The organism is Mycobacterium vicinigordonae (genome assembly GCF_013466425.1).
GTDB classification, from domain to species: Bacteria; Actinomycetota; Actinomycetes; order Mycobacteriales; family Mycobacteriaceae; genus Mycobacterium; species Mycobacterium vicinigordonae.
On sequence record NZ_CP059165.1, the window covers coordinates 2921803 to 2948545 of the forward strand.

At 66.7% G+C, this 26743-nt stretch carries 13 protein-coding genes; 12 read left to right on the forward strand and 1 reads right to left on the reverse strand.

The window, feature by feature from the left end; genetic code table 11:
- Nucleotides 1–43: 43 nt before the first annotated feature.
- Both pheS and pheT read left to right on the forward strand, forming a co-directional pair.
- Nucleotides 44–1087, forward strand: coding sequence for a phenylalanine--tRNA ligase subunit alpha (pheS, locus tag H0P51_RS13295; RefSeq protein WP_180918491.1), 1044 nt, complete (start codon nucleotides 44–46; stop codon nucleotides 1085–1087).
- Nucleotides 1087–3573 carry a phenylalanine--tRNA ligase subunit beta gene (pheT, locus tag H0P51_RS13300; RefSeq protein ID WP_180918492.1) on the forward strand — a complete coding sequence of 829 codons (2487 nt, stop codon included), beginning with the start codon at nucleotides 1087–1089 and terminating at the stop codon, nucleotides 3571–3573. The genes pheS and pheT overlap by 1 nt, the downstream gene beginning before the upstream one ends.
- A 310-nt stretch (nucleotides 3574–3883) precedes the next feature.
- Here the strand turns inward: pheT and H0P51_RS13305 are convergent, their stop codons facing one another.
- Entirely contained in the window at nucleotides 3884–10288 is a 6405-nt protein-coding gene (locus H0P51_RS13305) for a PE domain-containing protein (RefSeq protein WP_180918493.1), read from the reverse strand.
- 353 nt (nucleotides 10289–10641) lie between these two features.
- Between H0P51_RS13305 and argC the strand changes: the two genes are divergently transcribed.
- The 10 genes from argC to H0P51_RS13355 all read left to right on the forward strand — a co-directional run bounded on the left by argC (nucleotide 10642) and on the right by H0P51_RS13355 (nucleotide 26740).
- Nucleotides 10642–11700, forward strand: coding sequence for an N-acetyl-gamma-glutamyl-phosphate reductase (argC, locus tag H0P51_RS13310; RefSeq protein ID WP_180918494.1), 1059 nt, complete (start codon nucleotides 10642–10644; stop codon nucleotides 11698–11700).
- The gene (gene argJ, locus H0P51_RS13315; protein WP_180918495.1) at nucleotides 11697–12911 is read left to right on the forward strand and encodes a bifunctional glutamate N-acetyltransferase/amino-acid acetyltransferase ArgJ; all 1215 of its coding nucleotides are present in this window, start codon (nucleotides 11697–11699) and stop codon (nucleotides 12909–12911) included. The genes argC and argJ overlap by 4 nt, the downstream gene beginning before the upstream one ends.
- The gene (argB, locus tag H0P51_RS13320; RefSeq protein WP_180918496.1) at nucleotides 12908–13795 is read left to right on the forward strand and encodes an acetylglutamate kinase; all 888 of its coding nucleotides are present in this window, start codon (nucleotides 12908–12910) and stop codon (nucleotides 13793–13795) included. Before argJ ends, argB begins: the two co-directional genes overlap by 4 nt.
- Before the next feature lie 47 nt (nucleotides 13796–13842).
- The gene (locus tag H0P51_RS13325) at nucleotides 13843–14985 is read left to right on the forward strand and encodes an acetylornithine transaminase (protein WP_246398622.1); all 1143 of its coding nucleotides are present in this window, start codon (nucleotides 13843–13845) and stop codon (nucleotides 14983–14985) included.
- Nucleotides 14986–15033: 48 nt separating this feature from the next.
- Nucleotides 15034–15960 (forward strand): ornithine carbamoyltransferase, encoded by a 927-nt coding sequence (gene argF, locus H0P51_RS13330; protein ID WP_180918497.1) that lies wholly within the window; start codon nucleotides 15034–15036, stop codon nucleotides 15958–15960.
- Nucleotides 15957–16469, forward strand: a complete 513-nt coding sequence (locus H0P51_RS13335; protein ID WP_180918498.1) for an arginine repressor — start codon at nucleotides 15957–15959, stop codon at nucleotides 16467–16469. Before argF ends, H0P51_RS13335 begins: the two co-directional genes overlap by 4 nt.
- Before the next feature lie 38 nt (nucleotides 16470–16507).
- Complete coding sequence (locus H0P51_RS13340) at nucleotides 16508–17704, forward strand: argininosuccinate synthase (protein WP_180918499.1); 1197 nt, start codon at nucleotides 16508–16510, stop codon at nucleotides 17702–17704.
- Nucleotides 17705–17812: 108 nt separating this feature from the next.
- Entirely contained in the window at nucleotides 17813–19225 is a 1413-nt protein-coding gene (gene argH, locus H0P51_RS13345; RefSeq protein WP_180918500.1) for an argininosuccinate lyase, read from the forward strand.
- A 120-nt stretch (nucleotides 19226–19345) separates the two neighbouring features.
- Nucleotides 19346–20407, forward strand: coding sequence for a type III polyketide synthase (locus H0P51_RS13350; RefSeq protein WP_180918501.1), 1062 nt, complete (start codon nucleotides 19346–19348; stop codon nucleotides 20405–20407).
- A 30-nt stretch (nucleotides 20408–20437) separates the two neighbouring features.
- Nucleotides 20438–26740 (forward strand): type I polyketide synthase, encoded by a 6303-nt coding sequence (locus H0P51_RS13355; RefSeq protein ID WP_180918502.1) that lies wholly within the window; start codon nucleotides 20438–20440, stop codon nucleotides 26738–26740.
- Nucleotides 26741–26743: the final 3 nt, after the last annotated feature.

The following is a 26743-nucleotide window of genomic DNA, read 5'->3' on the forward strand; positions in this document are numbered from 1 at the left end:
CCTCGCGCGGGACCAGCCCCGTCAGCAAGGAGAGTGCCGCCGCGTGGGTGATCAACCCGTCGATCTGTCGCCGGAGGCGCTGGCGCAAGCGGTCCAGGCCGCCCAGCAGGCCATTGGCCGCGCTGACAGCCTGGACGCCCTCGCGCACGCCAAGACCGAGCATCTCGGCGACCGGTCACCGCTGGCACTTGCCCGGCAAGCGCTCGGCAGTCTGCCCAAGGATCAGCGCGCCGACGCCGGCAAGCGGGTCAACGTCGCACGCAGCGAGGCCCAGCGCAGCTACGACGATCGGTTGGTGACGCTGCGCGCCGAGCGCGACGCCGCGGTGCTGGTCGCCGAGCGTATCGATGTCACGCTGCCGTCGACGCGGCAGCCCACCGGTGCCCGACATCCGATCACCATCCTGGCCGAGCACGTCGCCGACACATTCGTGGCGATGGGCTGGGAGGTGGCCGAGGGGCCGGAGGTCGAGACCGAGCAGTTCAACTTCGACGCCCTTAACTTTCCGCCGGACCACCCGGCGCGCAGCGAGCAGGACACCTTCTACATCGCGCCGGACAATTCCCGGCAGGTGCTGCGCACCCACACCTCGCCCGTGCAAGTGCGGACCCTGCTCGAACGCGAATTACCGGTCTACATCATCTCGATCGGTCGTACGTTCCGCACTGACGAACTCGACGCCACCCACACACCGGTCTTCCACCAGGTCGAGGGGCTGGCCGTGGATCGCGGCCTCACCATGGCTCATCTGCGCGGCACCCTCGACGCGTTCGCGCGGTCGGAGTTCGGCGCGCAGGCCCGGACCCGGATGCGCCCGCACTTCTTTCCGTTTACTGAACCCTCGGCCGAGGTCGATGTCTGGTTTGAGGGCAAGAAGGGTGGCGCGGACTGGGTGGAGTGGGGCGGCTGCGGCATGGTGCACCCCAACGTCTTGCGGGCCGCGGGCATTGACGCGCAGGTGTACTCCGGCTTCGCCTTCGGCATGGGCTTAGAGCGAACCCTGCAGTTCCGCAACGGCATTCCCGATATGCGCGACATGGTGGAGGGCGATGTGCGGTTCTCGCTGCCGTTCGGGGTGGGCGCCTGATGCGCGTCCCGTATAGCTGGCTACGCGAAGTGGTCCGCGCCGGTGCCCCGGACTGGGATGTCAGCCCCGCCGACCTGGTGCAGGCGCTGGTCCGGATCGGTCACGAGATCGAAGAGGTGATCGAACTCGGTCCGGTCGACGGGCCGCTAGCCGTCGGGCGGGTGGCCGCCATTGAGGAACTCAGCGGCTTCAAGAAGCCCATCCGCGCTTGCCTGGTTGACGTCGGCGCTGAGCGTCCCCAGGAAATCGTCTGTGGCGCAACCAATTTTGCGGTCGGCGATCTGGTCGCCGTGGCCCTTCCGGGGGCCACGTTGCCCGGCGACTTCAAGATCGCCGCGCGCAAGACTTACGGTCGCCACTCCAATGGCATGATCTGTTCGGCGGCCGAACTGGGTTTGAGTACCGATCATTCCGGGATCTTGGTGCTGCCGCCCGGGACCGCCGAACCAGGAGCGGATGCAACCGTAATACTGGGTCTGGATGATGTCGTCCTCAACCTGGCCATCACGCCGGACCGGGGGTACGCGATGTCGGTGCGCGGCCTGGCCCGCGAAATCGCCTGTGCATTCGACGTGGACTTCGTCGACCCCGCCGAGGTCTCACCGCTGCCCGTAGCGGGCGAAGCCTGGCCGCTGGCCATCGACCCGGCAACTCAGGTGCGCCGATTCGCGCTGCGCCCGGTGGTTGGGATCGATCCGGCAGCGGTCTCGCCCTGGTGGCTGCAGCGACGGTTACTGCTGTCTGGCATCCGCCCCGCTTCGCCCGCCGTCGACGTCACCAACTACGTGATGATCGAGCTCGGCCATCCCATGCACGCGCATGACCGTGCCCGCATTACTGGGGGATTCGCGGTGCGCTTCGCCCGTCCCGGCGAGACCGTGGTCACCCTTGACGACGTCGAACGCAAACTCGAACCCGCTGATGTCCTGATCGTCGACGATGTCGCGACCGCCGCCATTGGTGGGGTGATGGGCGCAGCGAGCACCGAAGTGCGCATCGACTCCACCGACGTCTTACTCGAGGCCGCTGTCTGGGATCCGGCTGCGATCTCGCGCACCCAGCGCCGGCTTCACCTGCCCAGCGAAGCGGCCCGCCGGTACGAGCGCGCGGTCGACCCGGCCATCTCGGTGGCGGTCCTGGACCGGTGTGCACGGCTGCTCGTCGAGATCGCGGGCGGAAGCGCTGAGCCGACATTGACCGACTGGCGCGGCGACCCACCGCGCAGAGACTGGTCGCCGCCCCCGATCCGGATTGCTGCTGATCAGCCCGACCGCGTCGCCGGTGTCGACTACCCACCCGGCACCACCGCACGTCGGCTTGCTCAGATCGGTGCGCGGATAGCCCAGGACGGCGACACGGTTACCGCGACGCCGCCGAGTTGGCGCCCGGACCTGCTGCAGGTCGCTGACCTCGTCGAAGAGGTGTTACGGCTGGAGGGGCTGGAAGCCATCCCGTCGGTGCTGCCCGCAGCGCCCGCGGGTCGCGGTCTTACGCCCGAACAGCAGCGCCGCCGCGCGATAGGAAAGGCACTGGCCCTGTCGGGCTACGTCGAGGTCCTGCCGACCCCGTTCCTACCTGCCGGCGTGTTCGACCTGTGGGGGCTGCCGGCCGAGGACCCCCGTCGCACCACCACCAACGTAGTCAACCCGCTTGAGGCCGATCGCCCAGCACTGGCCACGACACTGCTTCCGGGGCTGCTGGAAGCGTTGGCGCGCAACGTGTCCCGAGGACTTGGCGATGTCGCACTGTTCGCCATGGCGCAGGTAGTCCAGCCGACCGAGCAGACCCGCGGCGTCGATTTGATCGCGGTCGACCGCCGGCCCACTAATACCGAGATCGCCACGCTGGACGCGTCGCTGCCGCGGCAGCCCCAGCATGTCGCCGCCGTGCTGGCCGGATTGCGTGAGCCCCGCGGGCCGTGGGGACCGGGGCGCGCCGTTGAGGCGGCCGACGCCTTCGAGGCGGTGCGGACCATTGCCCGCGCCAGCGGTGTCGACGTCACGTTGCGGGCGGCCCAATACCTGCCGTGGCATCCCGGCAGGTGCGCCGAAGTGTTGGTCGGAGACACGCTGGTCGGTCACGCTGGGCAGCTGCATCCGGCGGTGATCGAACGCGCGGGGCTGCCCAAAGGCACCTGCGCTGTCGAGCTGGATCTGGATGGAATCCCGATCGGTGGGCATCTGCCGGCGCCGCGGGTGTCGCCGTTTCCGGCTGTCTTTCAAGACGTCAGTTTGGTGGTGGGGACCGACGTGCCAGCACAGACGGTCCTGGACGCGGTTCGAGACGGGGCCGGAGAACTACTCGAACACATCCAGTTGTTCGATGTGTTCGTCGGACCGCAGATCGGTGCGGACCGTAAATCGCTGACGTTCGCTCTTCGTTTCCGCGCCCCGGATCGCACGTTGACCGAGGACGACGCTAGTGCGGCCCGTGATGCCGCTGTGCGGTGCGCGGCCGAGCGGGTCGGCGCTGTGCTACGCAGCTGACGACGCGTAATCGGTAGGTCATAGCGCGCTTTCCCGCGCGTGGCCTTTCCGGGGCAATTAGGCTCCGTTTCTCGACTGCCAACGCCAACCGTCGAGGCGGGACGTTGAGCCTAGTGCCGTATCAGGTCGTCGCGGACCGAGTGGGAAAGCCTTTCGGTGCACGCGGACGGGCAATTTAACGACCAACTGCTAAACCCGACTCCGCACTAGGACTGCTTAACCGACGCGGCACCGGGAGTTAATCCGGTTGTACTGGCGAGCCAGTTCGCCGAGAAAACTTCTGGTGCCGCGCCGCTGGGGGGTCCTTCTACTAGGTGCCGACCGAAATGCCGAGGCTGGCTTGCAGTGCCAGTTGCAGACTGAGCAAGGCGTTGCGGACCGATACAGCGAGATCGAGGGCGGTGTTGTTCAGCGCGGTCAGGATTGACCCACCGGTCTGGGTGAGTCCAAGAAGGGCTCCCTCGATGGTCGCTCCCAATGCCCCACCGGTTTGCCCGAGTCCCGACAGTCCTGCGCCGAAGCTTGCATTCAGGGCGCCGCCGACGACGTTGCCGATCTGCGTTGCGGCATTCGTCCAGATGTTCGCCAATGCCATCCCGGTTTCGCCGGTGCTACCCAGCGCCGCGAGCAGGTTGCCCGTCAGACCTGCACCGACCTGAGTCAGTCCGGTCAGCCCCGACCCGAAGGTCGCCGCCAGTGCGTCCCCAGCGCTCACGAGAGCCGAGACGGCACCGTTGATCGAGCCCGACAAGGCCGCACCAATGTTCGCGCTGATGTTGGCGCTCAGCGACGCGTTCAGGCCAGCGAGACTGGCGTTGAGCATTGCGCTGAAGTTCGACAGGCTGCCGGTGATCGCTGCGCTGAGGGCGGGTAGCCCGGCGCTAAAGGCCGCGTTGAGGGCGGCGTTCAGGCTGGTCAGCCCCGTCCCGAAGGCACCGTTCAGGGCTGCCGAGATCGCATTGAACCCGCTGAGGCCGACCGCCAGGCTACTCGACAGCGCACTGCTGAATGCTGCGTTTAGGGCCGGAAGTCCGGCGCTCAGCGTGCCAGCCAGGGTTTGTCCGGCGCTGATCAGAGCGTCCAGTCCGCCGCCGAAGACGCCGGAGAGGGCTGGCAACCCGCCGCTGATGGCGACGTTGAGTCCATTCAGTCCGGCGTTCAGGGCACCGCTGAAAGCTGCTGATAGCCCGTTGATGCTCAGACCCAGGCTCCCTGAGAGTGCTGCATTCAGGGCGGCGCCGAAGTCGGGCAGTACCAGGCCGGGGAAGCCGGGGACTTCGAAGCCGGGGAGCCCGAAGTTCAGCGGCGGGAAGGTGAAGCCGGGGAACCCGGGTAGCGGCGGCAGGCTCAGGTTGCCGGCCAGGTTCACCAGCGCGTTGAGGCCGCCGGTGAGGGCGGCGCCGAAGTCGGGCAGTACCAGGCCGGGGAAGCCGGGGACTTCGAAGCCGGGGAGCCCGAAGTTCAGCGGCGGGAAGGTGAAGCCGGGGAACCCGGGTAGCGGCGGCAGGCTCAGGTTGCCGGCCAGGTTCACCAGGGTGTTGAGGCCGCCGGTGAGGGCGGCGCCGAAGTCGGGCAGTACCAGGCCGGGGAAGCCGGGGACTTCGAAGCCGGGGAGCCCGAAGTTCAGCGGCGGGAAGGTGAAGCCGGGGAACCCGGGTAGCGGCGGCAGGCTCAGGTTGCCGGCCAGGTTCACCAGGGTGTTCAGCCCGCCGGTGAGGGCGGCGCCGAAGTCGGGCAGTACCAGGCCGGGGAAGCCGGGGACTTCGAAGCCGGGGAGCCCGAAGTTCAGCGGCGGGAAGGTGAAGCCGGGGAACCCGGGTAGCGGCGGCAGGCTCAGGTTGCCGGCCAGGTTCACCAGCGCGTTGAGGCCGCCGGTGAGGGCGGCGCCGAAGTCGGGCAGTACCAGGCCGGGGAAGCCGGGGACTTCGAAGCCGGGGAGCCCGAAGTTCAGCGGCGGGAAGGTGAAGCCGGGGAACCCGGGTAGCGGCGGCAGGCTCAGGTTGCCGGCCAGGTTCACCAGGGTGTTGAGGCCGCCGGTGAGGGCGGCGCCGAAGTCGGGCAGTACCAGGCCGGGGAAGCCGGGGACTTCGAAGCCGGGGAGCCCGAAGTTCAGCGGCGGGAAGGTGAAGCCGGGGAACCCGGGTAGCGGCGGCAGGCTCAGGTTGCCGGCCAGGTTCACCAGCGCGTTGAGGCCGCCGGTGAGGGCGGCGCCGAAGTCGGGCAGTACCAGGCCGGGGAAGCCGGGGACTTCGAAGCCGGGGAGCCCGAAGTTCAGCGGCGGGAAGGTGAAGCCGGGGAACCCGGGTAGCGGCGGCAGGCTCAGGTTGCCGGCCAGGTTCACCAGCGCGTTGAGGCCGCCGGTGAGGGCGGCGCCGAAGTCGGGCAGTACCAGGCCGGGGAAGCCGGGGACTTCGAAGCCGGGGAGCCCGAAGTTCAGCGGCGGGAAGGTGAAGCCGGGGAACCCGGGTAGCGGCGGCAGGCTCAGGTTGCCGGCCAGGTTCACCAGCGCGTTGAGCCCGCCGGTGAGGGCGGCGCCGAAGTCGGGCAGTACCAGGCCGGGGAAGCCGGGGACTTCGAAGCCGGGGAGCCCGAAGTTCAGCGGCGGGAAGGTGAAGCCGGGGAACCCGGGTAGCGGCGGCAGGCTCAGGTTGCCGGCCAGGTTCACCAGGGTGTTCAGCCCGCCGGTGAGGGCGGCGCCGAAGTCGGGCAGTACCAGGCCGGGGAAGCCGGGGACTTCGAAGCCGGGGAGCCCGAAGTTCAGCGGCGGGAAGGTGAAGCCGGGGAACCCGGGTAGCGGCGGCAGGCTCAGGTTGCCGGCCAGGTTCACCAGCGCGTTGAGGCCGCCGGTGAGGGCGGCGCCGAAGTCGGGCAGTACCAGGCCGGGGAAGCCGGGGACTTCGAAGCCGGGGAGCCCGAAGTTCAGCGGCGGGAAGGTGAAGCCGGGGAACCCGGGTAGCGGCGGCAGGCTCAGGTTGCCGGCCAGGTTCACCAGCGCGTTGAGGCCGCCGGTGAGGGCGGCGCCGAAGTCGGGCAGTACCAGGCCGGGGAAGCCGGGGACTTCGAAGCCGGGGAGCCCGAAGTTCAGCGGCGGGAAGGTGAAGCCGGGGAACCCGGGTAGCGGCGGCAGGCTCAGGTTGCCGGCCAGGTTCACCAGCGCGTTGAGCCCGCCGGTGAGGGCGGCGCCGAAGTCGGGCAGTACCAGGCCGGGGAAGCCGGGGACTTCGAAGCCGGGGAGCCCGAAGTTCAGCGGCGGGAAGGTGAAGCCGGGGAACCCGGGTAGCGGCGGCAGGCTCAGGTTGCCGGCCAGGTTCACCAGGGTGTTCAGCCCGCCGGTGAGGGCGGCGCCGAAGTCGGGCAGTACCAGGCCGGGGAAGCCGGGGACTTCGAAGCCGGGGAGCCCGAAGTTCAGCGGCGGGAAGGTGAAGCCGGGGAACCCGGGTAGCGGCGGCAGGCTCAGGTTGCCGGCCAGGTTCACCAGGGTGTTCAGCCCGCCGGTGAGGGCGGCGCCGAAGTCGGGCAGTACCAGGCCGGGGAAGCCGGGGACTTCGAAGCCGGGGAGCCCGAAGTTCAGCGGCGGGAAGGTGAAGCCGGGGAACCCGGGTAGCGGCGGCAGGCTCAGGTTGCCGGCCAGGTTCACCAGGGTGTTGAGGCCGCCGGTGAGGGCGGCGCCGAAGTCGGGCAGTACCAGGCCGGGGAAGCCGGGGACTTCGAAGCCGGGGAGCCCGAAGTTCAGCGGCGGGAAGGTGAAGCCGGGGAACCCGGGTAGCGGCGGCAGGCTCAGGTTGCCGGCCAGGTTCACCAGGGTGTTCAGCCCGCCGGTGAGGGCGGCGCCGAAGTCGGGCAGTACCAGGCCGGGGAAGCCGGGGACTTCGAAGCCGGGGAGCCCGAAGTTCAGCGGCGGGAAGGTGAAGCCGGGGAACCCGGGTAGCGGCGGCAGGCTCAGGTTGCCGGCCAGGTTCACCAGGGTGTTCAGCCCGCCGGTGAGGGCGGCGCCGAAGTCGGGCAGTACCAGGCCGGGGAAGCCGGGGACTTCGAAGCCGGGGAGCCCGAAGTTCAGCGGCGGGAAGGTGAAGCCGGGGAACCCGGGTAGCGGCGGCAGGCTCAGGTTGCCGGCCAGGTTCACCAGGGTGTTCAGCCCGCCGGTGAGGGCGGCGCCGAAGTCGGGCAGTACCAGGCCGGGGAAGCCGGGGACTTCGAAGCCGGGGAGCCCGAAGTTCAGCGGCGGGAAGGTGAAGCCGGGGAACCCGGGTAGCGGCGGCAGGCTCAGGTTGCCGGCCAGGTTCACCAGCGCGTTGAGCCCGCCGGTGAGGGCGGCGCCGAAGTCGGGCAGTACCAGGCCGGGGAAGCCGGGGACTTCGAAGCCGGGGAGCCCGAAGTTCAGCGGCGGGAAGGTGAAGCCGGGGAACCCGGGTAGCGGCGGCAGGCTCAGGTTGCCGGCCAGGTTCACCAGCGCGTTGAGCCCGCCGGTGAGGGCGGCGCCGAAGTCGGGCAGTACCAGGCCGGGGAAGCCGGGGACTTCGAAGCCGGGGAGCCCGAAGTTCAGCGGCGGGAAGGTGAAGCCGGGGAACCCGGGTAGCGGCGGCAGGCTCAGGTTGCCGGCCAGGTTCACCAGGGTGTTCAGCCCGCCGGTGAGGGCGGCGCCGAAGTCGGGCAGTACCAGGCCGGGGAAGCCGGGGACTTCGAAGCCGGGGAGCCCGAAGTTCAGCGGCGGGAAGGTGAAGCCGGGGAACCCGGGTAGCGGCGGCAGGCTCAGGTTGCCGGCCAGGTTCACCAGGGTGTTCAGCCCGCCGGAAACGGCGACGTTCAGTCCGTTCAGTCCGGCGCTGATGGCGCCGTTAAACGCGGCCGAGAGGCCTCCGAGTTCCAGCCCGAGGTTGCCGGAAAGGGCAGCATTGAGGGTGGCGCCGAAGTCGGGCAGTACCAGGCCGGGGAAGCCGGGGACTTCGAAGCCGGGGAGCCCGAAGTTCAGCGGCGGGAAGGTGAAGCCGGGGAACCCGGGTAGCGGCGGCAGTGAGAGGTTGCCGGCCAGGTTCACCAGCGCGTTGAGGCCGCCGGTGAGGGCGGCGCCGAAGTCGGGCAGTACCAGGCCGGGGAAGCCGGGGACTTCGAAGCCGGGGAGCCCGAAGTTCAGCGGCGGGAAGGTGAAGCCGGGGAACCCGGGTAGCGGCGGCAGGCTCAGGTTGCCGGCCAGGTTCACCAGGGTGTTCAGCCCGCCGGTGAGGGCGGCGCCGAAGTCGGGCAGTACCAGGCCGGGGAAGCCGGGGACTTCGAAGCCGGGGAGCCCGAAGTTCAGCGGCGGGAAGGTGAAGCCGGGGAACCCGGGTAGCGGCGGCAGGCTCAGGTTGCCGGCCAGGTTCACCAGGGTGTTCAGCCCGCCGGTGAGGGCGGCGCCGAAGTCGGGCAGTACCAGGCCGGGGAAGCCGGGGACTTCGAAGCCGGGGAGCCCGAAGTTCAGCGGCGGGAAGGTGAAGCCGGGGAACCCGGGTAGCGGCGGCAGTGAGAGGTTGCCGGCCAGGTTCACCAGGGTGTTCAGCCCGCCGGTGAGGGCGGCGCCGAAGTCGGGCAGTACCAGGCCGGGGAAGCCGGGGACTTCGAAGCCGGGGAGCCCGAAGTTCAGCGGCGGGAAGGTGAAGCCGGGGAACCCGGGTAGCGGCGGCAGGCTCAGGTTGCCGGCCAGGTTCACCAGGGTGTTGAGGCCGCCGGTGAGGGCGGCGCCGAAGTCGGGCAGTACCAGGCCGGGGAAGCCGGGGACTTCGAAGCCGGGGAGCCCGAAGTTCAGCGGCGGGAAGGTGAAGCCGGGGAACCCGGGTAGCGGTGGCAGGCTCAGGTTGCCGGCCAGGTTCACCAGCGCGTTGAAGCCCGCATTCAACGTCGCGCCAATGTTCGGCAACGTCGGAATGCTGAAATTCCCTACCAAACTCACGCCCGTTTGGACTAGCTGGTTGAGCCCGGCTGAGATGTTGCCGATCAGCGCGCCACCGGTTTGCGCGAGTTCGGTCAGGGATGGCAGCGAACCCGTGATGGCGGCGGTTAGGTTTGCAGACAGGTTGGCCCCGAGGGATCCCCCCAAGACAGCAGCGAGCGTAGCGTTGGCCTGCCCGGTGAGACCGGCGCCCAAGGCCGATAACGAAGTACCCGCACCACCCAGTCCGGCGCCGAGGCTCGTGATGATCTGCCCGGTCTGGGCGAGGCCGGTGCCCAAACCGGTGAACACTGCGCCGCCAGTCTGTAGAGCGAGACCTGCGCCGAGGCTGGGGAGGGCGGCGACGGCGCGCACAGCGTTGCTGAAATCTAGGGCAAGAGACCCTGAGCCGGCGATCGAGACGCCGAGGCCGGCGAGAGAAGCGCTCAGGGCGCCACTAACTTGCGCGGCAAGGTTTCCGACGCCGATCTCGATGGCAGTCGCGATGCGGCCAAAGTCGAACAGCGCAGACACGTTGAGTGCCTCCGCAGCGGCGTAGGCGGTAGCACCGCGCGTCAGTAAGGCGACGAAATCCTGGTGATACGCCGTGGCCTGCGCGCTAATGGCCTGATACTCGCCGCCCAACGTGCCGAACAGCTTGGCAATCGCGACCGAGACCTCGTCCGCGGCCGCGGGCGCTACTTCTGTCGTTGCACCCAGTACCGCGGTGCTGACCTCGACCAGGTTGGAGCGAATCCCGGCTAATTGCTCGGCTGCCGCCTCGACAAATTCAGGCACGATCAAAACAGACATGTCCATCTCCCCAGATGACCCAAATGAACGCACTTTTGACTCGGCGACGCCCGATCGTCCGCGAGGCAACATGTGCCCAATAGGTCCCCATAGAGGAGGGTGCCTAAACCAGATATCTCTAAGAAAATTCGACCGTAATCTTAGGGTCTGCACAGGTTCTGCCGTTTGGACCTTCAGGCCGAAACCCGGTGGGACAGAGAGCATCTGCTCCTGTCTTCTGTGCGTCCGAGTAAGCCCGATTTTCGCCCACACCGGCGTGTCCAGTTGACACGGTCGACAACGCGGTAGGGATGGCATCACCGGTTCGCGGAGACTTTAAACCTGAGAATTAAGTTGCATTGAGATGCATAACCATGCAGAATCGCCAGATGGTCGACGGAATGAGGGTGGCGGTTGCCGGTGCGACGGGTTACGCCGGCGGCGAGATCTTGCGCCTGCTTATCGGTCATCCGGCTCACGGCGAGCGCCGGATGACCATCGGCGCAGTAACGGCTGCGTCCAGCGCCGGCACCATGCTAGGTGAGCACCATCCTCACCTGATCCCCCTGGCACACCGCGTTGTCGAACCGACCGACTCAGCCGTGCTCGCCGGCCACGACGTCGTGTTCCTCGCTCTTCCGCACGGAAATTCCGCACAGCTTGCCGAACAGCTCGGCCCCGAGACCCTGATCATCGATTGTGGTGCGGATTTCCGACTCACCGACGCAGCCGCTTGGGAGCGCTTCTACGGCTCCCCGCACGCCGGCAGCTGGCCGTACGGTTTACCGGAGGTGCCCGGCGGACGGGACAAGCTTCGCGGTGCACGCCGCATAGCGGTTCCTGGCTGCTATCCGACCGCCGCGCTGCTGGCGCTACTGCCTGCCGTTGCCGCGGACCTGATCGAGCCGGCTGTCAGCGTTGTCGCGGTGAGTGGCACGTCCGGCGCCGGTCGGGCGGCTAAGACCGACTTACTCGGGTCTGAGATCCTCGGCTCGGCCCGCGCGTACAACATAGGTGGAGCGCACCGGCATACCCCTGAGATTGCCCAAGGTTTGCGCGCCGTCACCCAGCAGGAAGTCACGGTGTCGTTCACGCCGGTTCTGATCCCCACATCGCGGGGCATCCTGGCTACCTGCACAGCGCGCACTCGCGCACCGATCTCGCAGCTGAGAGCCGCGTACGAAAAAACATACGACGCGGAACCCTTCATCTATCTGATGCCGGAGGGGCAGCTGCCGCGCACCGGGAGCGTTATTGGTAGTAACGCGGCGCATATCGCGATAGCCGTTGACGAGGAGGCGTCGACGTTCGTCGCGATCGCAGCCATTGACAACCTGGTCAAGGGGACCGCCGGCGCAGCGGTGCAGTCGATGAATTTGGCACTCGGCTGGCCGGAGACCGACGGGCTGTCGGTGGTCGGAGTAGCGCCGTGAACGAAATCATCGACACCACAAAGTTGGTGCGCGCGCAGGGTGTCACCGCGCCGGCGGGCTTCCGCGCCGCGGGTATTGCCGCTGGTATCAAGGCATCTGGAGCTCCGGATCTCGCGCTGGTGTTCAACGAGGGGCCCGATTACGGGGCGGCCGGTATCGTCACCCGCAACAAGGTGAAGGCTGCGCCGGTGCTGTGGACACAGCAGGTGCTGACGACCGGCCGATTGCGCGCCGTGATCCTCAATTCCGGCGGTGCTAATGCCTGTACCGGACCGGGCGGTTTCCAAGACACCCACGCCACCGCTGAAGCAGTGGCTGCGGCATTATCGGATTGGGGAACCGAGACCGGGGCCATCGAGGTCGCTGTCTGCTCCACTGGCCTGATCGGGGACCGGCTCCCAATGGACAAGGTGTTGACCGGCGTCAGCGATATCGTGCACGAGATGCACGGCGGTCTCAGCGGAGGCGACGAGGCCGCACATGCCATCATGACCACCGACACCGTCCCGAAACAGGTTGCGCTGCATCATAAGGACAACTGGACGGTTGGCGGTATGGCAAAAGGTGCGGGGATGTTGGCGCCGTCTCTGGCCACTATGCTGTGCGTAATCACCACCGATGCGGTGGCCGAGCCGCCAGCGCTCGAGCAGGCGCTGCGGCAGGCTGCCGCGCGAACCTTCGATCGCCTCGACGTCGACGGCAGCTGCTCCACCAACGACACCGTATTATTGCTGGCCTCCGGTGCCAGTGAAATCGCACCGCAGCAAACAGATCTCGATGAGGCCTTGCTGCGGGTCTGCGACGATCTGTGCGCCCAGCTGCAGGCTGACGCCGAGGGTGTCACCAAGAGAGTCACGGTCACAGTGAAAGGTGCTGTTACCGAAGATGATGCGCTGACCGCGGCGCGGGTCATCGCCCGCGACAGCTTGGTCAAGACCGCCGTCTTCGGATCCGATCCGAACTGGGGTCGGGTGCTGGCGGCCGTCGGGATGGCCCCGATCGACATGAAGGTCGACCGAATCACCGTCTCGTTCAACGGGTTTGTCGTGTACTGCGACGGAGTCGGCGCTCCGGGCGCGCGCGAGGTGGACCTGTCTGGCGCCGACATTCATATCGTCGTAGATCTTGCCGTCGGGGATGGTGAGGCGTCCATTCGGACCACCGACCTCTCGCATGGTTACGTCGAAGAGAACTCGGCGTACAGCTCATGACCGGTACCACCGACTCGTTGTCCACCCAGGTCAAGGCGCAAGTACTGGCCGAAGCGCTGCCGTGGCTCAAGCAGCTGCACGGCAAGATTGTGGTCGTAAAGTATGGCGGCCATGCGATGACCGACGAGTCACTACGCCGGGCGTTCGCGGCGGACATGGCGTTTCTACGCAACTGCGGTATCCATCCAGTTGTCGTGCATGGGGGAGGGCCACAGATCACCGCCATGTTGCGCCGCCTGGGTATCGAGGGCGACTTCAAGGGCGGGTTCCGGGTGACCACCCCAGAAGTGCTTGACGTGGCCCGGATGGTTCTGTTCGGTCAAGTGGGTCGCGAACTGGTCAACTTGATCAACGCGCACGGACCTTACGCAGTCGGCATCACCGGTGAGGATGCTCAACTTTTCACCGCCGTGCGGCGCAGCGTGACCGTCGACGGCGTCGACACCGACATTGGTCTGGTTGGTGACGTCGAATTGGTCAACACCGCTGCTGTCTTGGATCTTATTGCCGCGCGCCGAATTCCGGTGGTGTCCACGCTGGCCCCGGACGCCGACGGAGTAGTACACAACATCAACGCCGATACCGCGGCGGCGGCGCTGGCGGAAGCTTTGGGCGCTGAAAAGCTGTTGATGCTCACCGATGTCGAAGGCCTTTACACCAGCTGGCCTGACCGTACATCGCTGGTCAGCGAAATCGATACGGCCACCTTGGCCCAACTGCTCCCCAGACTGGAGACGGGAATGATCCCCAAAGTTGAGGCGTGCCTGCGGGCCGTTTCCGCCGGAGTGCCCAGCGCGCACGTCATCGACGGACGGGTCGAACACTGCGTGCTCGTGGAGTTGTTTACCAACGCCGGTACCGGCACAAAGGTGGTGTCAGTGTGACACAACCAACGAAAACACAAGCAGTGCAACATCGTTGGCAGTCTGTCATGATGAATAATTACGGCACCCCCCCGGTGGCATTGGCCAGCGGCGACGGAGCGGTCCTGACCGACGTGGACGGCAACTCCTACGTCGACCTGCTCGGAGGTATCGCGGTCAACGTGCTCGGACACCGCCACCCCGCGGTGATCGAGGCCGTCACGCGGCAGATGTCGACGCTGGGCCACACCTCCAACCTGTATGCCACCGAACCCGGTATCGCATTGGCCGAACAACTGGTAGCTCTGCTCGGTACCGATACCCAAGCGCGAGTGTTCTTCTGCAACTCCGGAACTGAAGCGAACGAGGTAGCTTTCAAAATAACCCGCCTCACTGGACGAACGAAAATCGTTGCAGCGCAAGAAGCATTCCATGGTAGGACGATGGGCTCGCTCGCGCTGACCGGACAGCCGGCCAAGCAGGCGCCGTTCGAACCTCTACCTGGCTACGTCACCCACGTTCGCTATGGTGACGCCGTCGCACTCGACGAGGCGGTCGACGACGACACGGCCGCAGTGTTTCTCGAGCCGATTATGGGCGAGAGTGGAGTCGTCGTCCCACCGGAGGGTTACCTGGTTGCCGCCCGCGAGATCACCTCACGCCACGGTACCCTGCTGGTGCTCGACGAGGTGCAGACCGGAATGGGCCGTACTGGAACGTTTTACGCCCATCAACACGACGGCATCACACCCGATGTGGTGACGCTGGCCAAGGGCCTCGGCGGCGGACTGCCACTCGGCGCGGCCATCGCGATCGGGTCGGCCGCGGAACTGCTCACTCCCGGTTTGCACGGCAGTACCTTCGGCGGAAACCCGGTGTGCACCGCGGCAGCGTTGGCGGTACTCAAGGTGTTGTCCGACGACGACTTGGTGCGTGCTGCCGAAGTCAAGGGCAAATCAGTCAAACATGGGATCGAAGCGCTGGGTCATCCGCTGATCGACCACGTACGGGGCAGGGGACTACTGCAGGGAATCGTGCTGACCGCTCCGCAGGCCAAGGTTGTCGAGTCCGGTGCCCGCGATGCCGGCTATCTGGTGAATGCAGCCGCGCCCAACGTCATTCGGTTGGCCCCGCCGCTGATCATCTCCGAGTCACAACTCGACGGGTTCGTTGCTGCGTTGCCGGGGATCCTCGATGCGGCGGCCAAGTGAGGTGCCGACAACGATGCACAGTGAAGCGATGAGGAAAAGGTGCCGCACATGATTAGACATTTCCTGCGCGACGACGACCTCACCCCGGCGGAGCAGGCCGAGGTCCTCGAACTGGCCGCTGAACTCAAGAAATACCCCTTCAGCCGCCGACCGCTGGAGGGACCGAGAGGGGTCGCGGTCATCTTCGACAAGAACTCGACCCGCACCCGGTTTTCCTTCGAGATGGGTATCGCCCAACTCGGGGGGCACCCTGTGGTCGTCGACGCGCGCAACACGCAGCTCGGACGCGACGAAACCCTGGAAGACACTGCCAAGGTGTTGTCGCGCTTCGTCGATGCCATCGTGTGGCGCACGTTTGGGCAGGAGCGCCTGACCGCAATGGCTTCGGCCGGGTCGGTGCCCATCGTCAACGCCCTTTCTGACGAGTTTCACCCTTGCCAGGTGCTGGCAGACCTGCAGACGATTGCCGAACGCAAAGGTTCGCTCAAGGGCTTGAAGATGACCTACCTCGGGGACGGCGCCAACAACATGGCCCACTCCCTGATGCTGGGTGGGGTGACCGCGGGCATGCATGTCACTGTCGCTGCGCCCGCAGGCTTTGCGCCGGATTCGGGCGTGGTGGCCGCGGCCGAGCAGCGCGCGCAAGAGACCGGCGCCTCGGTCGTGACGACCACTGACCCGGACGCGTCCGCGGCCGGAGCCGACGTCTTGGTCACCGATACCTGGACGTCGATGGGGCAGGAGGGTGACGGCCTGGACCGGGTCAAACCGTTCCGGCCATTCCAGGTCAATCGTCGACTACTCGGGCTCGCCGACCCCGAAGCGATTGTGTTGCACTGTCTTCCAGCTCACCGCGGTGACGAGATCACCGATGATGTGATGGACGGGCCGGCCAGCGTGGTGTGGGACGAGGCCGAGAACCGGCTGCACGCCCAAAAAGCACTGTTGGTGTGGCTGTTGGAAAGATCGCGATGACACACGCGGACGGCGGGTCCAAGGCGGCGCCAGAGATCAGTGGCAACCGTGCCGGCCGGCAGGCTCGCATCGTCACCATCCTGTCCACCGCGGAAGTGCGCAGCCAGAGCGAGCTGGCGGCCCGACTGGCCACTGAAGGTATCGAGGTCACCCAGGCGACGTTGTCGCGTGATCTCGAGGAACTCGGCGCGGTCAAACTGCGCGGTGCCGACGGCGGCGCCGGCGTGTACGTGGTGCCCGAGGACGGTAGCCCGGTGCGTGGGGTGGCCGGTGGAACTGGCCGGTTGTCCCGGCTGCTGGGGGAGCTGCTGGTCTCCACCGACGCCAGTGCGAACCTCGCGGTGCTGCGTACCCCACCTGGAGGGGCGCACTATCTGGCCAGCGCGATCGACCGGGCCGCGTTACCGTACGTGGTCGGCACCATCGCTGGTGATGACACCGTATTTGTGGCCGCCCGCGAACCCATGACGGGCGCAGAGCTGGCCACGGCCCTGGAAGACCTGAAGTAAGTCCCGAATAATCTGCCCGAGCACAAGGAGAACTTTTCATGTCAGAGCGCGTCATCCTGGCCTATTCCGGCGGCCTGGACACCTCGGTGGCCATCAGCTGGATCGGCAAGGAGACCGGCCGTGAGGTCGTAGCGGTGGCGATCGACCTCGGCCAGGGCGGCGAGGACATGGAGGTCGTCCGGCAACGGGCGCTGGACTGCGGCGCCGTGGAGGCCGTCGTTGTCGATGCCCGGGACGAGTTCGCGGAAGGCTATTGCCTGCCCACCATCCTCAATAATGCGCTGTACATGGACCGCTACCCGCTGGTGTCGGCGATTAGCCGACCGCTGATCGTGAAGCATCTGGTGGCCGCCGCCCGTGAGCACGGCGGCAGCATCGTGTCGCACGGCTGCACGGGTAAAGGCAACGATCAGGTTCGATTCGAAGTCGGATTCGCTTCGCTGGCACCGGATCTCGAGGTCCTGGCTCCGGTGCGCGACTACGCCTGGACGCGCGAGAAGGCTATCGCGTTCGCCGAGGAGAACGGCATCCCAATCAATGTCACTAAGCGTTCGCCGTTCTCCATCGACCAGAACGTGTGGGGCCGCGCGGTAGAGACCGGCTTTCTCGAGCACCTGTGGAATGCCCCTACCAAGGACGTCTACGACTACACCGAGGACCCCACGGTCAACTGGAATACACCCGATGAGGTGATCGTCGGCTTCGAACGGGGTGTGCCGGTGTCCATCGACGGCAAGCCGGTGTCGGTTCTGCAGGCCATCACCGAGCTCAATCGCCGCGCGGGCGCGCAGGGTGTCGGGCGGCTGGATGTCGTCGAGGATCGGCTAGTCGGCATCAAGAGTCGCGAGATCTACGAGGCCCCGGGCGCGATGGTGCTCATCACCGCGCACACCGAGCTTGAGCACGTCACCCTCGAGCGCGAGTTGGGTCGGTTCAAGCGCCAGACCGATCAGCGGTGGGCGGAGTTGGTATACGACGGGCTCTGGTACTCGCCGCTGAAGGTCGCTTTGGAGAGCTTCGTCGCCAAGACTCAGGAGCATGTCACCGGCGAGATCCGGCTGGTCCTGCACGGCGGGCATATCGCAGTCAACGGCCGGCGCAGCGCCGAATCGCTGTACGACTTCAACCTGGCCACCTACGACGAGGGCGACACTTTCGACCAGTCGATGTCCAAGGGCTTCGTCTACGTGCACGGGTTGTCGTCCAAGCTGTCTGCTCGCCGGGACCTCCGGTGACCGTTTCCCGGCGAGCAGACGTAAAGGCACCCGACACGCCGGGCGCAGAGGTGCTTTTGCGTCTGCTCGCGGGGGGGAAATGAGCGGGGGCAAAGTGAGCGCGGAAAAGTGAGCACCAACGAGGGGTCGCTGTGGGGCGGCCGCTTCGCCGGCGGTCCCTCCGACGCATTGGCCGCGCTGAGCAAGTCCACCCACTTCGACTGGGTGCTGGCACCGTACGACATCACCGCGTCCCGGGCACACACCGTGGTCCTGTACGCGGCCGGGCTGCTCACCGACGAACAGCGTGACGGTTTGCTGACCGGGCTGGACAGCCTGGCCGAGGACGTTGCCGACGGTAGCTTCGGGCCTCTGGTCTCCGACGAGGACGTTCACGCCGCGCTGGAACGCGGGCTGATCGACCGAGTCGGGCCGGAGCTGGGCGGGCGGCTGCGGGCCGGACGCTCCCGTAACGACCAAGTAGCCACGCTGTTCCGGATGTGGCTGCGCGACGCGGTGCGCCGGGTCGCCGACGGCGTGCTCGACGTGGCCGCCGCGCTGGCCGATCAGGCGGCCGCTAACCCGAACGCGATCATGCCCGGCAAGACGCATCTGCAGTCCGCTCAGCCGATCCTGCTGGCGCATCACCTGCTCGCGCACGCGCAGCCGTTGCTGCGCGACGTGGACCGGATCATCGACTTCGACAAGCGTGCGGCGATCTCCCCGTACGGTTCGGGCGCCCTGGCAGGTTCGTCGCTGGGCCTGGACCCCGACGCGATAGCCGCTAGCCTGGGCTTTTCGGCGGCGACGGACAATTCTGTGGACGCCACCGCCGCCCGCGACTTCGCTGCCGAGGCGGCATTCGTGTTCGCGATGATCGCCGTCGACCTGTCCCGGCTGGCCGAGGACATCATCATCTGGAGTTCGACGGAGTTCGGTTATGTCACGTTGCACGACTCCTGGTCGACCGGCAGTTCAATCATGCCGCAGAAAAAGAACCCGGACATCGCCGAACTAGCTCGTGGCAAGTCCGGTCGCCTGATCGGAAACCTGGCCGGCCTGCTGGCCACGCTGAAGGCTCAACCCCTGGCCTACAACCGCGACCTGCAGGAAGACAAAGAGCCGGTGTTTGACTCGGTGGCGCAATTGGAGCTGCTGCTGCCGGCGATGGCCGGGTTGGTGGGCAGTCTGACATTTAACGTCGAACGGATGGCGGCGCTGGCGCCGGCCGGCTACACCTTGGCCACCGATATCGCTGAATGGCTTGTGCGGCAGGGCGTTCCGTTTCGATCTGCGCACGAGGCCGCCGGCGCCGCGGTGCGTGCCGCCGAACAGCGTGACGTCGGGTTGCAGGACTTGACCGATGACGAGCTGGCCGCGATCAGCCCAGAGCTCACCCCGCAGGTCCGGGAGGTGCTGACCATCGAGGGGTCGGTATTGTCGCGCGATGCCCGGGGTGGAACCGCCCCTGGTCAAGTGGCCAAGCAGCTGACCGCGCTGCGCTCTGCCGCCGACCGGTTGCGTGGGCAACTGCGGCGGTAAGGGTGGCCCGCTCTTTTGCCGGTCAATTTGGAACGACTAAACTTTGACGCTTGAGCGAGTCGGTTAATCGATCCTGGTGAACAATGTGGCCTTGATGTTCGTATCAAAGGGGTGGGACCAATGAGCGTCATCGCAGGTGTCTTCGGAGCCTTGCCGCCGCATCGGTACTCGCAGCATCAGCTGACCGACACGTTCGTCAACATCCCGGAATTCGAGGGCTACGAGGACATCGTCCGGCAATTGCACGCCAGCGCTAAGGTCAATAGCCGGCACCTGGTGTTGCCGTTGGAGAAGTACCCAAGCCTCAACGATTTCGGCGAGGCGAATTCAATTTTCATCGAAAAAGCTGTGGATCTGGGTGTCGAGGCCCTGATGGGTGCGCTCGAAGAGGGCGGGCTGGCACCTGAAGACCTCGATGTGCTGATCACCACCACGGTCACCGGGCTGGCAGTTCCGTCGCTCGACGCCCGGATAGCCGGGCGGGTGGGTCTGCGGCCCGATGTGCGACGGGTGCCGCTGTTCGGGTTGGGATGCGTGGCCGGGGCGGCTGGCGTGGCCCGGTTGCACGACTACCTCAAGGGTGCGCCAGACGATATCGCCGCGCTGGTTTCGGTGGAGCTTTGCTCGCTGACGTTCCCCGGCTATAAACCGTCGGTTGCGGGTCTAGTGGGTAGTGCGTTGTTTGCTGATGGCGCGGCGGCGGTCGTCGCGGTCGGCGACCGCCGCGCCGAACAGGTTGCGGTAAGCGGCCCGTTGATTCTCGATTCCCGCAGCACCCTCTATCCCGACTCGCTGCGCACCATGGGTTACGACGTCGGCTCAGCTGGGTTTGAACTCGTGCTGTCCAAGGATCTGGCCGCTGTCGTCGAGCAGTACCTGGGCAACGATGTCAACTCGTTCCTCGGCGAACACCGGTTGAAGACCACCGATATCGGTGCCTGGGTGACGCACCCGGGTGGGCCCAAGATCATCAACGCGATTACCGAGACGTTGGGTCTGCCGCCCGAGGCGCTGGAGCTGACGTGGCGCTCGCTGAGCGAAATCGGCAACCTGTCGTCGGCGTCGGTGCTGCACGTACTGCGGGACACCCTCGCCAAACCACCCCCCAGCGGCAGCCCCGGTCTGATGATTGCGATGGGCCCGGGTTTCTGCTCCGAACTGGTGCTGTTGCGGTGGCACTGAACGGGTGACCGCTTCGATGGCTAGTACGGTATGACCAGCACGCAAGAGGAACTCGTCGCGGCTTTGCGTCGATCGCTCAAAGAGAACGAGCGGCTCAAGCGTGAGAACCGTGCTTACCTTTCGCGTGCCACGGAACCAATCGCTTTGGTGGGCATTGGTTGTCGGTATCCGGGTGGGGTGGACTCGCCCGATCGGCTGTGGCAGATGGTGGCCGAGGGCCGCGACGTCGTCTCGGAATTTCCGACCGACCGGGGTTGGGATGTGGCGGAGCTTTTCGACGCCGACCCGGATGCGGTTGGCAAGTCCTACACCCGCCACGGTGGATTCCTGGAAGATGTCGCCGGATTCGACGCCGAATTCTTCGGGATCGCGCCTAGCGAGGTTCTCGCGATGGATCCGCAGCAGCGGCTGCTGCTGGAGGTTTGCTGGGAAGCGTTGGAACGGGCGGGAATTGACCCGCTGTCGCTGCGAGGTTCGTCGACCGCTGTCTTTGCCGGCGTGTTCCACGGCTCCTACGGTGGTCAGGGCCGGGTACCCGGTGATCTGGAACGCTACGGGCTGCGTGGGTCGACGCTGAGTGTGGCCTCTGGACGGGTGGCGTATGTGCTGGGTCTGGAAGGGCCAGCAGTATCGGTGGACACGGCATGTTCGTCGTCGCTGGTGGCGCTGCACCTGGCGGTGGGGTCGCTGCGTTCCGGGGAGTGCGATCTGGCGTTGGTCGGTGGGGTGACGGTGATGGCCACGCCGGCCATGTTCATCGAATTCAGTCGTCAGCGCGCCCTTTCGGCCGACGGCCGGTGCAAGGCGTACGCGGGGGCCGCGGACGGGACCGCGTTCGCCGAGGGAGCCGGGGCGTTGGTGGTCGAACGGTTAACCGACGCGCAGCGGTTGGGACATCCGGTGCTGGCGGTGGTGCGGGGTTCGGCGGTCAACCAGGACGGCGCGTCCAACGGGCTGGCCACCCCCAACGGTCCTTCCCAGCAACGGGTTATCCGGGCGGCACTGTCCAGTGCGCGTTTGGGTGTGGCCGATGTGGATGTCGTGGAGGGGCACGGGACGGGTACCACCCTGGGTGATCCGATTGAGGCACAGGCGATTTTGGCGACCTACGGCCAGGGCCGCAACGAGCCGCTCTGGTTGGGCTCGATCAAATCGAACATGGGTCACACCTCGGCCGCTGCAGGCGTGGCCGGCGTCATGAAGATGGCGCTGGCGATGCGGCACGGTGTGATGCCCGCAACCTTGCACGTAGATGTGCCGACACCGCATGTGGATTGGTCGACCGGCGCGGTGGCACTGCTGACTCAGGCGCGAGCGTGGCCGGAGCCGGGACGGCCGCGTCGCGCGGCGGTGTCGTCGTTCGGGATCAGTGGCACGAATGCGCATGTGATTCTGGAACAGCCACCGGCCGTCGAGGACATGGCCCCGACACACGTCGACGGCCCTGCGCCTTGGCTGCTCTCGGCGCGCTCATCAGCCGCGTTGACCAATCAGGCGCAGCGGCTGCACGATTGGGTGGCCGGCAACGACGACCTGAGCGCAGCGGACGTGGGCTGGTCGCTGGTCAGCACGCGGTCACTGTTCGCGCACCGCGCGGTGGTGGTGGGCGCCGACCGTCAGCAGTTGCTGGCCGAACTAGCCGGAATAGCTTGCGGCGAAATAGGTTCCGGGACGGTGATCGGACAGGCCCATGCTATCGGCAAGACAGCGTTCGTGTTCCCCGGCCAGGGGTCGCAGTGGGCGGGAATGGGCGCATCGTTGTTGGACAGGGCTCCGGTGTTCGCCGAACAGATGCGCCGGTGCGACGAGGCGCTGCGGGTCCACGTCGAGTGGTCCCTGATCGACGTCGTACACGGGATGCCGACGGCACCCGGCCTGGACCGGGTGGACGTGGTGCAGCCGGTGCTGTGGGCAGTCATGGTGTCGCTAGCCGAGATGTGGCGCTCGTTCGGCGTCAGACCCGACGCGGTGATCGGGCATTCGCAGGGCGAGATCGCCGCGGCCTATGTGGCCGGGGCCTTGTCGTTGTCCGACGCGGCTCGGGTGGTGGCGCTGCGGAGCCGGCTGCTGGCGCGGTTGTCCGGGCAGGGCGGCATGGCCTCGTTGGCCGTCGGGCAACGGGAAGCCGGGACCTTGCTGGCCCGGTGGGGTGGCCGGTTGAGTGTCGCTGCCGTCAACGGTGTTTCGGCTGTTGCGGTTTCCGGGGACGTGGCCGCGATCGACGAATTGCTACGGTACTGCGACGCCGACGGCATTCGCGCCCGTAGGATCGAGGTCGACTACGCTTCGCACTCCCGGCATGTGGATGCCATCCGCGCAGACCTCACTGAGGCGCTCGCCTCGATCCAGCCGCGCTCATCGAGTGTCGCGTTCTTTTCCACGGTGACCGGCGGACTCATCGACACCACCTGCCTCACCGCGGACTACTGGTATCAAAGCCTCAGGAACACCGTGCTTTTCGAGGCAGCAGTGGGCGCCGCCACCAAGGCGGGCTATCAGGTGTTCGTCGAATCCAGTCCGCACCCGGTACTGGCCGCCGCCGTGGAGGAAACGGTGCTTGCGCACGATCCGTCGAGCCGACCTGCAGTCGTCCAAACCCTGGGCCGTGACGGCGATGAGCTGCAACGGTTTTGGCTTTCCGTGGCGCAGGCGCAGGTGGCGGGGGTGGCCGTCGACTGGTCGTCGGTGTTCGAGGGAGCCCGGCGGGTGGCGCTGCCGACCTACGGGTTCGCGCGGCGCCGGTTCTGGCTTACCGAACCGGCCGCTCGAGACGTCCGCCGGGATGGGATTGTCGGCGCCGAGCATGGCCTGTTGGGAGCGGTAGTGGAGCGCCCGGACACCGGCGGTGTGGTGTTGACGGGCAGGCTCTCGCTCACCGCACAGCCATGGTTGGCCGATCACGCGGTGAACGGCATGGTGCTGTTCCCGGGCGCAGGACTCGTGGAGCTGGCCATCCGGGCCGGTGACGAGGTCGGCTGTCCGGTGGTCGAAGAGCTGACGTTGTCGACGCCGCTGAGGTTGGTCGATGAGACCCGGGTGCAGGTCGTGGTCAGCGCCGCGAACGCTTCCGGTAGCCATGACTTCACCGTGTACTCCCTGGGCGAACGATCGCAACTGCACGCCGAGGGTGTGCTCGCGGCTGGGAAACTGGAACCATCGGCCGACTTGTCATCGTGGCCGCCCGCGGGCGCGCAGCCGGTTGAAGTGAGCGGTGTCTACGAACGCTTGGCCGCGCTGGGATACGAGTATGGTCCGGCGTTTCAGGGGCTGTATGCGATGTGGCAGTCCGAGGCAGACATCTACGCCGAGGTTGCGCTCGCGGAGGACACCGGTTTGAGCGCAACGGGGTTCGGCATCCATCCCGCGCTACTGGATGCCGCGCTGCACGCGTGGGCAGCGGCTGAAGCACATTCGCAGACGGTGCTGCCATTCAGCTGGCAGGGCGTTTCACTGCATGCGACGGGCGCCACGCGGCTCCGCGTTCGGCTGAGCCGCTCCCGTTCCCGATCGGTGCGGGTGGAGTTGGCCGACGACTACGGTCTGCCGGTGTTGACGGTGCAGGAGCTAAGCCTTCGCCCGGTGTCCGGCCAGCTGGACGTCCTGACCGGCGGTGCCCGAGACGAAGATGCGGGTCTGTTCGAGATCGAGTGGTCTCTCGTCGGTGCGGCGCCCGGCGGTGATATGCCGGTGGTGTTGTGGCAGTTGCCAGCCGAGGATGGCGATCCGCGCAACGTGGTTCGGTCCGCCACGCACGCGGCGCTGTCGATGTTGCAGTCGTGGTTGGCGAGTGATCAGGAGGGCGTCCTCGTGGTCATGACTCGCGGTGCCGTCGCAATGTGTGACGACTACGTCACCGATCTCGCCGCGGCGGCGGTGTGGGGGCTGGTGCGTTCGGCGCAGTCTGAACACCCGGGCCGGATTGTGTTGCTGGATTCCGATGGCTCCCTGGACGTCAACGACGTGGTCGGCTGTGGTGAGCCCCAACTGGTGGTGCGTCGCGGTGCGGTATACAAGGCCCGGCTCAAAGCCAGCGGCTTGCAGCCGGAACTCGTTCTGCCCGAGTCGAATTCCGGCTGGCGCCTGGTCACGGGCGGTGGGGGCACGCTTGAGGACGTGCGGATCGGTCCTTGTGATACGAGCGACCTGGGCGCTGGGCAGCTGCGGGTCGCGGTAGCCGCAGTCGGAGTGAACTTCCGGGACGTGCTGGTGGCGCTGGGTATGTACCCCGGCGGCGGTGAGTTGGGGGTTGAGGGCGCCGGCGTGGTCGTCGAAGTGGGGCCAGAGGTTTCCGATATCGCCGTGGGCGATGCGGTGATGGGACTGTTGGGCGTGGCGGGTCCCCAGGCGGTGGTCGATCGCAGGCTGGTCACCCGCGTCCCGGCTGGCTGGTCGCTCGAGCAAGCAGCCGGTGTCCCGGTGGCATTCTTGACGGCTTGGTACGGGTTGTCGGTGTTGGGCAAGGCGCGAGCCGGCGAGCGGGTCTTGGTGCACGCCGCGACCGGTGGAGTCGGTATGGCGGCGGTGCAGTTGGCGCGGTTGTGGGGTTGCGAGGTATTCGCCACCGCAAGCCGTGGCAAGTGGGATTCGTTGCGCGCGATGGGTTTCGACGATGACCATATTGGCGATTCCCGCAGCCTGGAGTTCGAGACCAGCTTCCGCGCAGGCGCGGCCGGCGCCGGTATCGATCTGATACTCAATTCCCTGGCCGGCGAGTTCATCGACGCCTCGCTGCGCCTGCTGGCTCCCGGCGGACGCTTCATCGAGATGGGCAAGACCGACCTGCGCAACCCACACCTGCTGGCCGAGCAAGGGATTCACTACCGGGCGTTCGACCTCATCGAGGCCGGAGCGGACAAGATTGCGCAGATGCTGGCCGAGTTGATGACACTTATGCACAGCGATGCGTTGACACCATTACCGGTGCAGACGTTTGACCTGGGCGCCGCGCGGCAGGCGTATCGCTTTGTCAGCCAGGCCCGGCACACCGGCAAGGTGGTGTTGACGTTGCAGTCCAACACGGGCCTCGCCGATGGCACCGTCCTGATCACCGGTGGAACCGGAATGGCCGGCGCTGCACTGGCGCGGCACCTGGTCAGCCGGCATCGGGTGCCTCATGTGCTGTTGGTGAGCCGTGCAGGTGAGCATGCACAAGGTATTTCGGAGTTGACGCTGGAGTTGCGCAAAGCTGGCGCGCAAGTCTCGGTAGCGGCCGCAGATGTGGCCGATCGTGACACTGTCGCCGACGTGCTCACCCGGATCCCCAAGTCGTTTCCGCTGAAAGCGGTGATTCACGCGGCCGGCGTTCTCGACGACGGGCTGATCGAATCGCTGACGCCGGACCGGATGGATAAAGTGCTGCGGGCCAAAGTCGACGGCGCCTGGAATCTGCACGAGCTGACCCAGAAGCTCCAACTTTCGGCCTTTGTCGTGTTCTCTTCCATGGCTGGCATTCTCGGCACACCGGGTCAGGGCAATTACGCGGCGGCCAACGGTTTCTTGGACGCACTGGTGACACGTCGCCGTTCGGCGGGTCTGCCCGGCGTGTCCATCGCGTGGGGACTCTGGGCAGAGGCCAGCGCGATGACGCGCCACCTCAGCGAGCGCGACAAGGCCCGGATGGGCCGGGCCGGTCTTGCCGAGCTGGAAACTGAGCAGGCCATGGCGTTGTTCGACGCTGCCCTGGCCGCAGACCCCGGTGTCGTTATAGCCACCCGCTTCGATGCGGCGAGTCTCTCTGAGGACGTACCGCCGCTGTTGGGTGAACTGGTTCGCCGCCCCGCTCGGCGTGCCGTTTCCAGCGGTGAGTCTGGTTTTGCTACAACAGGGTTGGTGGCACGATTGCGTGCTCTGGATGCCGAACAGCGACACCGTGAATTAGTCGAAGTGGTCTGCAGTAACGCCGCAACAGTGCTGGGGCGATCGAGCATGGCCGACATAAATGCGCAAGGCGCTTTCCGCGATCTGGGGTTCGACTCTCTGACCGCAGTCGAACTGCGCAACCGGCTGAAGACAGCAACCGGACTGACGCTTTCGCCGACCCTCATCTTCGACTACCCCAGTCCAACCGCCTTGGCGGAGCATCTCGGTGTGCGGCTGAGCGCTTCTGCTGACCGAGCCGATCCGGTTGTCCAATTCAACGACATCGCCCGCCAATTGGAAACTTTGATCATTCGAGCGGATTGGACACCCGAGCAGAAGGCACAGCTGTCCAATCGACTGGCGGCAGTCCAGGCCGAGCTGGTCGGGGTGAGCGAGCGGCTCGTCGATGACGATCTCGCCGCCGCCAGTGAAAGTCAACTGTTCGCCATCCTCGACGAAGAACTCGGTTCGTAGCTC

Bases quoted from the DNA above. Each gene is read 5' to 3' on its own strand.
- pheT (WP_180918492.1), top strand. From the start codon at position 1,087: ATGCGCGTCCCGTATAGCTGGCTACGCGAAGTGGTCCGCGCCGGTGCC.
- H0P51_RS13325 (WP_246398622.1), top strand. From the start codon at position 13,843: ATGATGAATAATTACGGCACCCCCCCGGTGGCATTGGCCAGCGGCGAC.
- argC (WP_180918494.1), top strand. From the start codon at position 10,642: ATGCAGAATCGCCAGATGGTCGACGGAATGAGGGTGGCGGTTGCCGGT.
- H0P51_RS13305 (WP_180918493.1), bottom strand. From the start codon at position 10,288: ATGTCTGTTTTGATCGTGCCTGAATTTGTCGAGGCGGCAGCCGAGCAA.
- H0P51_RS13350 (WP_180918501.1), top strand. From the start codon at position 19,346: ATGAGCGTCATCGCAGGTGTCTTCGGAGCCTTGCCGCCGCATCGGTAC.
- argB (WP_180918496.1), top strand. From the start codon at position 12,908: ATGACCGGTACCACCGACTCGTTGTCCACCCAGGTCAAGGCGCAAGTA.
- H0P51_RS13335 (WP_180918498.1), top strand. From the start codon at position 15,957: ATGACACACGCGGACGGCGGGTCCAAGGCGGCGCCAGAGATCAGTGGC.
- H0P51_RS13340 (WP_180918499.1), top strand. From the start codon at position 16,508: ATGTCAGAGCGCGTCATCCTGGCCTATTCCGGCGGCCTGGACACCTCG.
- H0P51_RS13355 (WP_180918502.1), top strand. From the start codon at position 20,438: ATGACCAGCACGCAAGAGGAACTCGTCGCGGCTTTGCGTCGATCGCTC.
- argF (WP_180918497.1), top strand. From the start codon at position 15,034: ATGATTAGACATTTCCTGCGCGACGACGACCTCACCCCGGCGGAGCAG.